This window comes from Catellatospora sp. NPDC049609, from assembly GCF_040675365.1.
GTDB lineage: Bacteria > Actinomycetota > Actinomycetes > Mycobacteriales > Micromonosporaceae > Catellatospora.
Map to the genome: position 1 here is coordinate 1 of NZ_JBFAOU010000031.1, position 13,966 is coordinate 13,966.

The window sequence follows — 13,966 nt, forward strand, 5'->3', positions numbered from 1 at the left end:
AGGGCCCGTCGCGCCGGGCCCTGCGCCGCCGGTTACGGGACCGCGAGGGCGCAGCTGGTGACGGTCACCGCGCCGGTGCCGCTGGCGACGAACCCGAAGGTCGTGTTCCCCGAGGGGGCCAGGGCGCCGTTGTGCGGTGCGTGGGTGACCGTGCTGCCGCTGCGGACGCCGTTCCACAGGTTGCTGATGGTCAGCGTCGTCGGGATGTTCAGCACCGTGGCCCAGCCGACGGACGTGCTGGTGCTGGTGTTGGTGACGGTGACCTCACCCTGCATGCCGCCCTGCCAGCTGTTGATCACCCGCAGGACCGCGGTGCAGCCGCCACCGCCGCCACCGCCGCCGGACGTGGTGCCGGTGACCGCGGACGACGCCGCCGAGACGTTGCCCGCCGCGTCGCGTGCCCGCACCGTGTAGGAGTACGCCGTGGACGCGGCGAGCCCGGTGTCGGTGTAGGTCAGGCCGGAGACGGTGGCCACCCGGGTGCCCGCGCGGTAGACCTCGTACGCGGTGACGCCGACGTTGTCGGTGGCCGCGTTCCAGGCCAGCGAGACCGAGCTGCTGGTCACGCCGGTGGTGCGCAGGCTGGACGGGGCCGACGGGGCGATGGTGTCGCCGGTGCCGCCACCGCCGCCGTACACGTCGGCGAGGTTGTAGCCGGTGGTGCTACTGGTGCCGCCCAGGCGGACCTGGTGGTCGAGGCTGACGAACTTGTTCTGGTGCTGCCACAGGGCCGGCTTGAGCAGGTTGAGCTTGGCGGTGTCCCAGGTGGCCCAGTCGTCGAGCAGCAGGCCCCCGGTGTCGCCGGAGTTCGGGTTGAGCACCCAGAACGTCTGGTGCAGCCGGTGCTCGGCGATCAGGTCGCGCAGCGCGGTCATCCACTTGTCCTGGCGGGCGTCCTGGCCGAGCCGGCCGCCCCACTCGCCGATCAGCAGCGGCGCGATGTTGTCCTCGTGGATGTAGAACCAGTTCGGCCGCCACACGTCGTTGGTCAGCGAGGCCTTGTCGAACGCGCCCTGGAACCACGGCTGCTCGTACACCAGCGGGCCGTAGTCGTGCGGCGAGTACATCAGCTGGTCCTGGTTGGCGCCCAGGTTGACCGGGAAGTCGCGCACGCCGCGCAGGTTGCCGCCCCACCAGTTGTAGAAGTAGTTCGGCGTCAGGTCCGGGTCGGTGTTCGGCGAGCTCCAGGTCTCGCCCGGCCGCGGGTAGACCTCGATCCCCTCGCACAGGATCAGCACGTTCGGGTTGATCGCCAGGATCCGGTTGCCCGCCGTCTGGCAGACGTTCTTGAAGTTGTCCTGGTCGGTGCTGTTGTCCCACTTGGCCCGCGGCGGGGTGTTGGGCGTGCCGTGCGGCTCGTTCTTGATGTCCATCGCGACGATGGTGTCGTTGTTCTTGTACCGGTTGGTCACCCACTCCCAGCCCTGGTAGAACTGCTCGGTGGTGATCGTGCCCTTCCACCACACCGGGTGGATGTGGCCGGAGTTGTCGGCCTCGGCGCTGTGCACGTCCAGCATGACCTTCAGGCCGAACTGCTCGCACAGCTGCAGCCAGTAGTCGAAGATCTGCAGGTTGTTCTTGCCCGCCAGCTCGGGGTTGGCGTATGTGTTCACGTTGGGCGCGGCGACGGTCTGGCCGTTCTTCCACTCCAGCAGCAGCTGGGTCGAGATCGGCACGCGCACGATGTTCATGCCGCGGTCGGCCATGCCCTTGGTGATGGAGGTGATGTTGCCCGACCACAGGCCGTGGAAGACGCGCTCGGAGGCGTTGAAGCCGAACCAGTTGACGCCGGTCAGCCACACCTGGTTGCCGGCCTCGTCGACGACCTTGTTGCCCTGGACGTGCAGCCAGTCCTTCTCCGGCACGGCCGCGGCGGCGGTGGTCGGGGCGAGCACGGCCGCACCGGCCGCCAGCATGGTCGCCAGCGAGGCCAGCGCGAGGGGTAGGCGCAGTCGGGAGCGGATCCCCGACCTTCTACTCGATGCCATGGAGAACCTTCCGGGAGCGGTTAGCGGGCGGCGATCGGTGCCGCCAGCAGGACGGGAGCGCTCCCACTCGTGCGCCGGATCGTGCCGCGCTCCCCCGGCCGGGCACCGGGGGTGGCGCGGCGACGATCAGCCCGAGGAGGCGGGGCTGGTCGGATCCCGACACCGTAAGCCGAGGTCCGGAATGGAGCGAACATCGACAACGGTGAGCGGGAGCGCTCCCATTTGCGTAGGAGCGTAAGGCTCCCGTAACCCGGACGCAACAGTCTCCGTCAATCCCGCCGCGCGGGACGTCCGGAGAGGTCTTGCCGGAGAAAGCGCTCCCACGCGATCATCGTCGCCATGCGCAGCATCACCAAGCCGGTCCTGTCCGATGCCGACATCGCCCGCCTCATCCGCGACGGCCTCGGCGAGCAGGCCGTCGTCACGGGCAGCGAGGAGTTCACCGACGGCTTCTTCAACGCCGCGCACGCGGTACGCCTGGCCGACGGGCGGGAGGTCGTGCTCAAGGTCGCGCCCGAGCCGGGGCTGACGGTGCTGACGTACGAGGTGGACCTGATGCACACCGAGATCGAGTTCTTCCGGCGGGCCGCCGGCGCGGGCGTGCCGCTGCCGCGGCTGTGGCACGCCGACCCCGAGCGCGGCGTCATGGTGCTGGAGCGGCTGCGCGGGGTGTCGTTCGAGCAGGTGAAGAAGACCATGGACCCGGCGCACCTGCTGGCCGTCCGGTGTGAACTGGGCCGGATCGGCGCCGCCGTCACCGCCGTCACCGGCGAGCGGTTCGGCTACCCGCGCCGCGACGGGCGCACCCGCACGGCGTCCTGGCGGGAGTCGTTCCTGTGGTTCGTCGAGGACATCCTGGCCGACGCCACCGGCAGCGACCGGCCGCTGCCCCGGCCCGCCGCCGAGATCCGCGAGCTCGTGCACCGGCACGCCCCGCTGCTCGACGAGGTCACCGTGCCGGCGCTGGTCCACTTCGACCTGTGGGACGGCAACGTCTTCGTGATCGCCGACGGGGAGGGGTGGCGCGTCGAGGGAATCATCGACGGCGAGCGCGCCTTCTACGGCGACCCGCTCGCCGAGCTGGTCTCGCTGGTCTCGTTCGTGCCGGAGGAGGAGGCCGCGGCCGTGCTCGACGGCTTCCTGGGCCGGGCGCTGACCCCCGCCGAGCAGATCCGGCTGTGGCTCTACCGCAGCTACCTGTGGCTGATCCTGATCGCCGAGACCGCGGTGCGCGGCTACCCGGAGAAGGAGAACGCCGAGCTGCTCGCGTTCGCCACCGGGATGCTGACGACGGATCTGGACGAGCTCGCTGCGGTGTGAAAGTTACAGCAGTGACGCGTGAGGCGTTCTCGATCACCCGGGCATGGATCGGGCCCGTCAGGGTGTTTGATTGTTGTCATGAGCACACCGGCGATCCTGACCGTGGACGACGATCCCGCCGTCTCCCGGGCGGTGGCGCGCGACCTGCGCCGACACTACGGGGAGACCTACCGCGTGGTGCGGGCCGCCTCGGGCGCCGAGGCGCTCGACGCGCTGCGCGAGCTGAAGCTGCGCGGGCAGCAGGTCGCGCTGCTGCTGGCCGACTACCGGATGCCCCAGATGAACGGCATCCAGTTCCTGGAATCGGCGATGGACCTGTTCCCGCAGGCGCGCCGGGTGCTGCTGACCGCGTACGCCGACACCGACGCGGCGATCAACGCGATCAACCTCGTCGACGTCGACCACTACCTGCTCAAGCCGTGGAACCCGCCGGAGGAGCGCCTCTACCCCGTCTGCGATGAGCTGCTGCGGGCCTGGCAGGCGACGCCCGATGCGGCCTCGGCCGAGCTGCGCGTGGTCGGCCACCGGTGGTCCGCCCACTCGTACAAGATCCGTGACTTCCTGGCCCGCAACCTGGTGCCGTTCCGCTGGTACGTCGCCGACGACCCGGAGGGCGCCCGCCTGCTGGCCGCGGCCGGGCTCACCGCCGACGACGTGCCGCTGGTGGTCACCACGGAGGGCAAGACGCTGGTCCAGCCGGACGTGGCCACGCTCGCGGGCAACATCGGCCTGACCACCACCCCGGCGTCGGACTTCTACGACGTGATCGTCATCGGGGCCGGCCCGGCCGGTCTCGGCTCTGCCGTGTACGCCGCCTCCGAGGGCCTGCGCACCGTGCTCGTCGAGCGGCGCGCCACCGGCGGGCAGGCGGGTCAGAGCAGCCGCATCGAGAACTACCTCGGCTTCCCCGACGGCGTCTCCGGCGCCCAGCTCACCGACCGGGCCCGCCGGCAGGCGCTGAAGTTCGGCGCCGAGCTGCTGTCGGCCCGCGAGGTGACCGCGCTGGAGACGTGCGGCTCGGCCCGCGTCGTGCACTTCGCCGACGGCACCCGCATCGCCGCGCACAGCGTGGTGCTGGCCACCGGGGTGTCGTACCGGATGCTCGACGTGCCCGGATGCACCGACCTGACCGGCCGCGGCGTGTACTACGGCTCGGCCGCGACCGAGGCGCCCGGCTGCCGGGACCAGGAGGTCTACATCGTCGGCGGGGCCAACTCGGCCGGCCAGGCCGCCGTCTACTTCAGCCGGTACGCCAGCCGCGTGCACATGCTCATCCGCGGCGAGGACCTGCGCCGGTCCATGTCGCGCTACCTGATCGACCAGATCGAGGCGATCGAGAACATCGAGGTCCACCCGTTCACCCAGGTCGAGCGGGGCGAGGGCGAGGAGCACCTGGAGCGGCTGGTCCTGGTCGACAACCGCAGCGGCGAGCGGACCACGGTGGACGCGTCCTACCTGTTCATCTTCATCGGCGCCGAGCCCGGCACCGGCTGGCTGGACGGCGTCGTCGCCCGCGACCAGCACGGCTTCGTGCTGACCGGCCCGGACCTGCTGGCCGGCGGCAAGCGCCCGCCCGGCTGGATCCTCGACCGCGACCCCTACCACCTGGAGAGCAGCGTGCCGGGCGTGTTCGCCGCCGGTGACGTGCGGTCCGACTCGGTCAAGCGCGTCGCCTCCGCCGTCGGCGAGGGCGCCATGGCCATCTCACTGGTACATCGCTACTTGGAGGGGCAGTGACCACGGAACTCACCCCCGGACTGCTGCGCACCCTGTTCCTGTTCGAGGCCCTCGACGAGGGGCAGCTCGACTGGCTCGTCGAGCACGGCCGGATCGAGTGCATCCCGGCCGGGCCGATCTACACCGAGGGCGACGAGGCGACCTGCTTCTACGTCCTGCTGTCGGGCACCATCGCGCTCGGCCGCCTGGTCCACGGCGACCACGTCGAGGTCAGCCGCACCGACCAGCGCGGCGTGTACGCCGGCGCCATGCAGGCCTACCTCGGCGAGCGCGTCCCCCAGCGCTACGCCAACTCGCTGCTGGCGATCACCGACGTCGAGGTGTTCGTGCTGCCCTCCGACCAGTTCGCGCACATGATGCGCGACTGGTTCCCGATGGCGATGCACCTGCTCGAAGGCCTGTTCTTCGGCATGCGCAGCATGCAGACGATCATCGGCGAGCGCGAGCGGCTGCTGGCGCTGGGCTCGCTGTCGGCGGGCCTGACCCACGAGCTGAACAACCCCGCCGCGGCCGCCGTACGCGCCACCGCCGTGCTGCGCCAGCGGGTCGCCGGGATGCGGCACAAGCTGTCCCTGATCGCCGACGGGCGGCTGGACGGCACCAAGCTGCGCCAGCTCGTCGACCTGCAGGAGGAGGCGGTCAAGCGGATCGACGCCGCGCCGCAGCTCAGCCCGGTGCAGACGTCCGACGCCGAGGACGCGCTGGCCGACTGGCTGGAGGAGCGCGACATCACCGGTGCGTGGGACATCGCGCCGACGCTGGTGGCGGGCGGTGTCGACGAGGAGTGGCTGCAGCAGGTGTCCGACACGGTCGGCGTGGAGAATTTCGAGTCGGCGGTGCGCTGGCTGACCTACACGCTGGAGACCGAGCTGCTGATGGGCGAGATCGACGACTCGGTCACCCGCATCTCCGGCCTGGTCTCCGCGGCCAAGCAGTACTCGCAGCTGGACCGCGCGCCGTACCAGGAGGTCGACGTCAACGACCTGGTCAAGGCCACCCTGGCGATGTTCTCCGGCAAGCTCGGCAGGGGCGTGACCGTGGTGAAGGAGCTGGACCGGACGCTGCCGAAGATCCCGGCGTACGCCGCCGAGCTGAACCAGGTCTGGACGAACCTGATCGACAACGCGCTCGGCGCGATGGGCGAGACCGGCACGCTCACCGTGCGCACCGGGCGGGAGAACGACAGCGTCTTCGTCGAGGTGGGCGACACCGGTCCGGGCATCGACCCCGCGATCCGGCCACGCATCTTCGAGCCGTTCTTCACCACCAAGCCGGTCGGCGAGGGCACCGGCCTGGGCCTGGACATCTCCTACCGGATCGTGGTCAACAAGCACCACGGCGACATCCGCGTGGAGTCCTCGCCCGGCGACACCCGCTTCCGCGTACTGCTGCCCGTCGAGCCGCCCGCCGAGTAACCCGGCCCGGCGAGGCCTTCGGAGGATGCCCGCCCATGCAGGACCATTCCCACCCGCCGGTCATGGGCCGGGGGCTCACCTTCCTGTTCGCCCTCGCCGCGGGAGCGGCGGTCGGCAACCTGTACTGGGCGCAGCCGCTGCTCGATTTCATCGCCGCCGACCTGCACACCTCCACCGCCACCGCCGGATGGCTGATCACCGTCACGCAGCTCGGCTACGCGACCGGCATCCTGCTGCTCGTGCCGCTCGGCGACGTCACCGACCGGCGCCGGTTCGTGCCGGTCATGATGCTGTGCGCGGCCGCGGCGCTGCTGCTGTGCGCGGTGGCGCCGTCGATGCCGGTGCTGCTGCTCGCCGTCACGGCGGTCGGCGCGACCACCGTGTCCGGGCAGCTCCTCACGCCGCTGGCCGGCGACCTGGCCGGCGACGGCGACCGGGGCCGGGTCGTCGGCGTGGTCGTGTCCGGGATCCTGACCGGCATCCTGGCCTCCCGCACCATCAGCGGCCTGGTCGCGGACGTGGCCGGCTGGCGCGCGATCTACGCCCTCGCCGCGGCCGTCGCGGTCGTGCTGGCGTGCCTGCTGCATCGGGCGATCCCCCCGCAGCAGCCGAAAGCCCGCATGCGCTACCCGGCGCTGCTCGCCTCCGTCGCCTCGGCCGTGCGCCGCGAGCGGACCGTGCGCTGGACGCTGGTGCTGGCAGCGACCGGGTTCGCCGCGTTCACTCTGTTCTGGACCCCGCTGACCTTCCTGCTCAGCGGCCCGCCGTTCGGCTATCCGGTGTCGGTGATCGGGCTGTTCGGGCTGGCCGGGCTCGCCGGCGCGGTCGCCGCGCAGCGCGCCGGACGGCTGCATGACCGCGGCTGGTCCGTCCCCGCCACCGGCGCGGCATGGGCGCTGGCGCTGGTGATGTTCGCCGTCGCGGCGGCGGCGGGCCGCTCGGTCGTGCTGCTGGTCGTCGTGGCGGTGGTGCTCGACATCGCCCTGCAGGCGCAGGCCATCCTGAACCAGACCCGGGTGTTCGCCGTGTCCGGGCAGGAGCGCAGCCGGCTCAACACCGCATACGTCACGGGGACCTTCCTCGGTGGCGCGCTCGGCTCGGGCGCCGCCACCGTGCTCTGGTCACTGGGCGGCTGGACCGCCGTGACCGTCGCCGGGATGATCCTGAGCTGCTTCGCCCTGGCCGTCTGGGCCCTCGGCCGCCGCGGCCCCCTCCTCCTCCCCCCGCCCACCCCCGCTCTCGCGGACGCGCCACAGGGTGGTGCCACGGTTTCGGGGAAGGTGTAGGGATTCGGGCGGTCTCCCTGAAACAGCAGCTCGGCCACGTCGTCCGCCGCAGGGGCGGGCGACGGCGTGGTGCTAGGCCGCGGGGACCATGCCTATCGCGGGTGCCGGGAGCGAGCGGATCAGGGCGGACAGCTCGGCCGGGGTCGGGTCGGCCGGGGCGTCGCGGTGGTCCAGCACGGACTGCAGGATCTCGCCGGCCCGCACGGCGGTCGCCGACAGCAGCGAGGACGTGATGCCGTGCGTGTGCTCGGTGCCCCCCTGCAGGTAGATGCCGCACTCCAGGTCGGGGCCGGTGGACAGCCGGTAGTCGCGCCCGGCGACCAGGCGGCCCTGCTCGTCGCGGTGCACGTGCGCGGCCAGGTCGCCGAGCAGCCCCGACGGGTCGGCCTGGCGGTAGCCGGTCGCGCAGACCAGGATGTCGGCGTCCAGCTCGGTCTGCTCGCCGGTGATCAGCGACGAGATCCCGACGCGCACCCGGTCGCCCAGGTCGTCGGCGGCGGCCAGCCGGCTGGCGTTGAGCATCCGCAGCCGCTCCTGCCCGAGCACCTTCTCCTGGTACATGCGCCGGTAGAGGTCGTTGATCAGGTCGAGGTCGACCACCGAGTAGTTGGTGCCCCGGTGGTAGTCGAGCAGCAGCTGCTTGGTCTGCGGCGGCGCGGTGAAGAAGTCGTCGACCGCGGCCGGGTCGAAGATGCGGTTGGCGAACGGGCTGTCGTCGGCCGGGCTGTACCCGTACCGCGAGAACACCGAGCACACCTCGGCCCGCGGGAAGCGCTCGTGCAGGAACGCGGTGGCCTCGGCGGCGCTCTGCCCCGCGCCGACCACGACGAAGCGCCGCGCGCCCGTCCACTGGTCGACCTGGCGCAGCAGGTCGTGGCTGTGCCAGACGCGCGGCGACGGCTTCACCCCGGCGGGCAGCTCCGGGCGCAGGCCGGTCGCGAAGACCACGTTGCGGGCGCGCACCGCGACGGCCGTACGCGGGCCCTGCGCGATGACGTTCACGTAGGCCGCGCGGCCGTTCTCGAAGACCGGGTGCACGTCGACGACCTCGTGGCCGTACCGCACGGTGTCGTCGACCTGGCGCGCCGCCCACTCCAGATAGTCGTGGAACTCGACGCGCAGCGGGAACAAATTCTTGTGGTTGATGAAGTCGATCAGCCGGCCGCGGCTGTGCAGGTAGCACAGGAAGCTGTAGCGGCTCGCCGGGTTGCGCAGGGTGACCAGGTCCTTCATGAAGGAGACCTGCATGGTGGCGTCGTCGAGCAGCATGCCGCGGTGCCAGCCGAACTCGGCCTGGCGCTCCAGGAAGACGGCGCTGACCGGGGCGGGGCTCTCCGCGGCGGCGATGGCCAGGGCCAGGTTCGACGGCCCGAAACCCACACCGACGATGTCGTGAACGACGTCTGCACCGGAACCGAGCGTGAAGTCTGACATTTCCGTCCTATCCCTAAGCATCGCCGATGGACCCAGTTGGTCCATGACTTAGGTTAGGCTAACCTACTGCTCGCGCCTTGCCAATACGGGGTCTTGGCCGGTGCTGGTCGTGAATGGATCGATGATCTATATTGGTAAATTAGGCAAGGCAAACCTCAGTGTCAAGCATTTCCGACGTTCACTCGCCTTCCCGGCACCGTCCTGGGCTGCCTCGGCTCCGGTCACTGTTGCCCGTGCACGTGACAACTCCTGGGTTGTCGCGACAACCCAGGAGTTGTCACCTCCCGCCGACCTACACCGAGTCGGCCCGGTCAGCCGCAGAGGTGCTCCGGCACGAACCCGAGCAGGTCGGCGGCGCGGGAGAGGTCCAGCGGGACGGTCCGGCCGGGGAACGCGATCCGGCGCGGGACACCCGGGTGGAAGCGGTCGAGCAGCTCCTCGGTGGGCAGCGCGGCCAGCGTCGTCAGCGCGGCGACCAGGATCGCGTGGCAGCCGTCGAGCGGCCGGGTCAGCGCCAGCAGGTTCGCCGTCGCGGCGTCGCGGTCCTCCAGGTACGCCCACAGCGACCGCGCGCCGTCGCCCGGCTCCGACCGGTAGCGCTCGGCATAGGTCGGCAGGCGCTCGGCCAGCCCGCCGAGCAGCGGGAACCGCAGCGCCACCACGGTCATGCCGTGCCGGCGGGCGACCATCTCCCCGATCTGCTCGTCGACCTGCTTGCTCAGCGCGTACGGGTCGGCGGGCAGCAGCGGGTGCGCCTCGTCGAGCGGCAGGTAGTGCGGCGCGAACGGCTGCGGCGACCACGCGAACCCGTACGCCGACTGGCTGCCGGCCAGCACCGCCCGGCCCACCCCGGCCTGCGCGGCCTCCTCCAGCACCACGAAGGTGCCCCGCGTGTTGCCGCAGAACACCTGCTCCGCCGTGCCGAGCGTGGGTGCCGGCAGGGCCGCGCAGTGCACCACGGCGTCCACCCCGGACAGGGCCTCGCGCACCGCCACCGCGTCGCCGCTGTCGCCCACCACGACCCGCTCGGCCGTCAGGTCGCCGGGATCGCGCAGGTCGAACGCGGTGGCGGCGACGCCCTCGCGGGCGAGCAGGTCGAGCGTGGCGCGGCCGAGCCGCCCGGCCGCCCCGGTGACCAGGACCCGCTTCACGATGCGTACCGCCGGCCTGCGTGCGTTCTGCTCATGCTCAGGTTCTACCCCGTCCGCCGCCGAGCGTGCCGACCGCCTGCCGAGGCGTCCCATCGGATGGATCTTGTGCAGTTCGTGCCTGCCGGGACGACAGCAACCGCACAAGATCTGCGTCGGCCGCTTCCCGCCGATCTTCAGGCGGCGACGGCCCGGCCGGTGGGGCCGGCGTGGCATGCTGGAGAGTCCGACCTTCTGCTGAGGAGTGCTGGTGTCGACTGGCGAGGCCGTCCAGGCCGCCCCCGCGCGACGGTCCCTGCGACCGCTGCTGTTCGGCCTGGCCGTGACCACGGTCCTGGGACTGCTGTTCGGGGTCCCGTGGTGGACGCTGCTCATGGCGGGCGCGCACTGGCCCACCCCCGTCGTGGCGGCGGGCACCGTGCTGTTCGGCGGGTTCGCGCTGGCCTTCCCGGTGCTGATGTTCCAGGGCCACGCCCGCGGCAGGGACTGGGCCTCGCGGATCGCCGACACCACGCTCGGCGTGGTCTGGGTGCTGTTCACCTGGGCGCTGCTGGGCAACGTGCTGCGGGCCGCGCTGGCCCTAGGCGGCGTCGCCGACCCGCTGCGTTCCCGGATCACCGCCGCCGCGGTCGCCGCGGTCTCGCTGGTGCTGGTCGCCTGGGGGTACGCCGAGGCGATGCGGGTGCCCCGGGTGCGCCGGGTCGAGGTGGTGCTCCCCCGGCTCGGCAAGGGGCTGGACGGCCTGAAGGTGGTGCTGCTGACCGACACGCACTACGGCCCGATCGAGCGCTCCCGCTGGTCGGCAGGGGTCACCAGAGCGGTCAACGCGCTCGAACCGGACATCGTGTGCCACACCGGCGACATCGCCGACGGCACGGTGGCCCAGCGACGCGAGATGGCCGCGCCGCTCGGCGAGATCCGGGCGAAGCTGGCGCGGGCGTACGTGACGGGCAACCACGAGTACTACGGCGAGGCCGAGGGCTGGCTCGCGCACATGGCGGAGCTGGGCTGGGAGTGCCTGCACAACCGGCACCTGATCGTGGAGCGCGGCGGCGACCGGCTGGTGGTGGCCGGCGTCGACGACATCACCGCCGCGCACTCGCGCACCGGCCACTCGATGGACCACGCGGCCGCGCTCGCCGGCACCGACCCGGACCTGCCGGTGCTGCTGCTGGCCCACCAGCCCAAGCAGATCACCGACGCGGTCCGCCACGGCGTGGACCTGCAGATCTCCGGGCACACCCACGGCGGCCAGATCTGGCCCTTCCACTACCTGGTCAAGCTCGACCAGCCCGCGGTGCAGGGCCTGACCCGCCACAGCGACCGCACCCAGCTCTACACCAGCCGCGGCACCGGCTTCTGGGGCCCTCCCCTGCGCGTCTTCGCCCCCAGCGAGATCACCGAACTCGTCCTCCGCACCGCCTGAAGATCACCCGATTTGCCAGGCAACCGGGCGTATCTTGAACGCTCTTTCGCCCATGTGCCAGGCAAGTCGGACGATCATGGGCGCGGACCGGGTCACGCGTCGGTGGGGCCGGCTTCGCGTTTGGCCTTGGCGCGGCGCTTGCCCTCGTGCATCGCCTGCACGCGGGCGATCGGGATGGTGTGGCCCTCCTCGACCAGGTCGGCGGGCAGCGCCTGCGGGGCGGGCATGCAGTCGGCCCAGGGGTCCTGCTTGGCGACCAGGTCGGGGACGGTGCCGATGGTGAAGTCGGCGGGGGTGACGCTGTCCAGGTCCGCCCAGGACACCGGGAAGGACACCGGCAGGCCGGGCCGGATGCGCGGGCTGTAGACGGCGACGACCGTCGCGCCGCCGGAGCGGGTCGCGTCGAGGAAGACCTTGCCGTGGCGGTCCTCCCGGATGAACGCGGTGGTGGCGAGCTTCGGGTCGAGGCGTTCGGCGCGCGCGGCCACGGCCCGGGTCGCGGCGGCGACGTCCTCGGGGCCGGCGGTGCCGTCCAGCGGCACGAACACGTGCACGCCCTTGCTGCCGCTGGTCTTGACCGCGCCGTCCAGCCCGCAGTCGGCCAGCGCCCGGCGTACCAGCAGCGCGCCCTGCACCGCCTTGGCGAAGTGGTCGCCCTCGGGCGGGTCCAGGTCCAGGATCAGGTGCGTCTGGTGCCCCGGATCCGCGGCATGGGCGAGCGCGGTGTGGTACTCGACCGCGCGCTGGTTGCCGAACCAGATCAGGGTGCGCCGGTCGTCGCACAGGGCGTAGGTGACCTCGCGGTGCGACGCCTCGGCCCACACCGTCACCGACCGCACCCAGTCCGGGGTGTACTTCGGGAGGTTCTTCTGCATGAACGGCGGCTGGCCGGGACGCACCCGCATCACGGACAGCGGCCGGTCGCGCAGCGCCGGGAGCATGCGCTCGGCGACCGCGTCCAGGTAGTCCACCAGGTCGCGTTTGGTCGCCCCGGCCCCGTCGAACAGGGGCTGGTCGAGGTTGGTCAGCTCCACACCGTCGCGCGTCTCACCGTCACGGGCCATGTGATCACCATTACCCGGCCCGGCCCCGCCGTCAACGCGAGTACGGAAAACGGGGTGGACGGAATCCGTCCACCCCGTCGCGGGCAGCGGGTCACTTGGCCGCGCGCTTGACCTCGGTCGCCGGGTCGCCGTCGACGGCCGCCGCCAGCTGCGGCACCAGGCCGTCGAGCAGGTACGGCAGGGACAGCGCGGTGATGTAGGAGGTGGCGCCGCCGAGCAGCTCGCCGTTCTCCAGGTACACGTCGCGGCCCTCGGCCTTGACCTTGAGCTTGCCGTACAGCGGGTCGGCGTGCAGCTTGGCCTTGTCCTTGCCGTAGTCGTCGACCAGCCAGATCAGCACCGAGGTGTCGAGCAGGTCGGTGCGCTCGCGGCTGATGTTCGCGCCGAACTCCTTGCCGGTGATCGCGTCCAGGCCGTCGGGCAGCTTGAAGCCGAGGTCCTGCAGCAGGCGACCGCGGGCGTCCTGCGCGCCGTACACGTAGAAGCCCTCCCACGTGGTGGCGACCAGGCCGGTGGCGCCGGCGAACTTCGGGTTGGCGGCCTTGGCCGCGGCGATCTTCGCCTCGACGTCGGCGACGACCTTCTCGGCCTGGTCCTTGCGGCCCACCGCGGCGCCCACCATGCGGGTGGTCTGCTGCCACGACACGCCGTAGTCGATGACGTCCTTGGGCTGCGCCACGGTCGGCGCGATCTTCGACAGGGTGGCGTAGTCCTCGGCGGTCAGGCCGGAGTAGATGCCCAGGATCAGGTCGGGGCGCAGCGCGGCGACCTTCTCGAACTTGATCCCGTCGGTGTTGGTGAGCACCTCGGGCTTGGCGGCCGAGCCGAGCTCGTCCTGCGCCCACGGCCACACCGCGCCCGGGTGCCCGCCGAACCACTCGGTGGTGGCGACCGGCACGACGCCGAGGGACAGCAGCGCGTCCTGCTCGGTCAGGCCGACCACGACGATGCGCTTCGGCTCGGCCTTGACCTCGGTGGTGCCGTACTTGTGCTCGACCGAGACGGGGAAGGCGCCCGAGGTCGCGCCCTGGCTGGAGGTGCCGGACGGCTCCTCGTCGGCGCCGCAGGCGGCGAGGCCGAGGCTGAGGACGGCGGCGGTGGCCGCCGCCAGCATCCGGGCGTGGGAGAGAAGCCGCACGGGGGTGGTT

10 protein-coding genes are annotated in these 13,966 nt (G+C 71.7%); 5 read left to right on the forward strand and 5 right to left on the reverse strand.

The genetic code is table 11. From position 1 onward, the window contains the following. Positions 1-32: 32 nt before the first annotated feature. Positions 33-1,916: a cellulase family glycosylhydrolase gene (locus tag AB0J67_RS11985; protein WP_363480199.1), complete on the reverse strand. Its 1,884-nt coding sequence runs from the start codon at positions 1,914-1,916 to the stop codon at positions 33-35. Between the two features lie 411 nt (positions 1,917-2,327). Between AB0J67_RS11985 and AB0J67_RS11990 the strand changes: the two genes are divergently transcribed. The 4 genes from AB0J67_RS11990 to AB0J67_RS12005 all read left to right on the forward strand — a co-directional run bounded on the left by AB0J67_RS11990 (position 2,328) and on the right by AB0J67_RS12005 (position 7,746). After that, the gene (locus AB0J67_RS11990) at positions 2,328-3,308 is read left to right on the forward strand and encodes an aminoglycoside phosphotransferase family protein (RefSeq protein ID WP_363480111.1); all 981 of its coding nucleotides are present in this window, start codon (positions 2,328-2,330) and stop codon (positions 3,306-3,308) included. Between the two features lie 78 nt (positions 3,309-3,386). Continuing rightward, entirely contained in the window at positions 3,387-5,045 is a 1,659-nt protein-coding gene (locus AB0J67_RS11995; protein ID WP_363480114.1) for an FAD-dependent oxidoreductase, read from the forward strand. Continuing rightward, on the forward strand, positions 5,042-6,460 hold the full coding sequence (locus AB0J67_RS12000) for an ATP-binding protein (RefSeq protein ID WP_363480117.1): 1,419 nt from the start codon (positions 5,042-5,044) through the stop codon (positions 6,458-6,460). The genes AB0J67_RS11995 and AB0J67_RS12000 overlap by 4 nt, the downstream gene beginning before the upstream one ends. Before the next feature lie 35 nt (positions 6,461-6,495). Then, entirely contained in the window at positions 6,496-7,746 is a 1,251-nt protein-coding gene (locus tag AB0J67_RS12005; RefSeq protein WP_363480120.1) for an MFS transporter, read from the forward strand. Between the two features lie 72 nt (positions 7,747-7,818). Here AB0J67_RS12005 and AB0J67_RS12010 read toward each other — a convergent pair whose 3' ends face one another. Beyond that, a complete protein-coding gene (locus tag AB0J67_RS12010) occupies positions 7,819-9,180 on the reverse strand; it encodes a lysine N(6)-hydroxylase/L-ornithine N(5)-oxygenase family protein (RefSeq protein WP_363480123.1) in 1,362 nt (453 codons plus the stop codon). Positions 9,181-9,491: 311 nt separating this feature from the next. Then, entirely contained in the window at positions 9,492-10,331 is an 840-nt protein-coding gene (locus AB0J67_RS12015; protein ID WP_363480126.1) for an NAD(P)-dependent oxidoreductase, read from the reverse strand. 247 nt (positions 10,332-10,578) lie between these two features. Between AB0J67_RS12015 and AB0J67_RS12020 the strand changes: the two genes are divergently transcribed. Then, positions 10,579-11,754, forward strand: a complete 1,176-nt coding sequence (locus AB0J67_RS12020; protein ID WP_363480129.1) for a metallophosphoesterase — start codon at positions 10,579-10,581, stop codon at positions 11,752-11,754. A 92-nt stretch (positions 11,755-11,846) separates the two neighbouring features. Here the strand turns inward: AB0J67_RS12020 and ligD are convergent, their stop codons facing one another. Together ligD and AB0J67_RS12030 are read right to left on the reverse strand one after the other, a co-directional pair. Then, positions 11,847-12,818: a non-homologous end-joining DNA ligase gene (gene ligD / locus AB0J67_RS12025; protein ID WP_363480132.1), complete on the reverse strand. Its 972-nt coding sequence runs from the start codon at positions 12,816-12,818 to the stop codon at positions 11,847-11,849. 91 nt (positions 12,819-12,909) lie between these two features. Further along, on the reverse strand, positions 12,910-13,956 hold the full coding sequence (locus AB0J67_RS12030; RefSeq protein ID WP_363480135.1) for an iron-siderophore ABC transporter substrate-binding protein: 1,047 nt from the start codon (positions 13,954-13,956) through the stop codon (positions 12,910-12,912). Positions 13,957-13,966 lie beyond the last annotated feature (10 nt).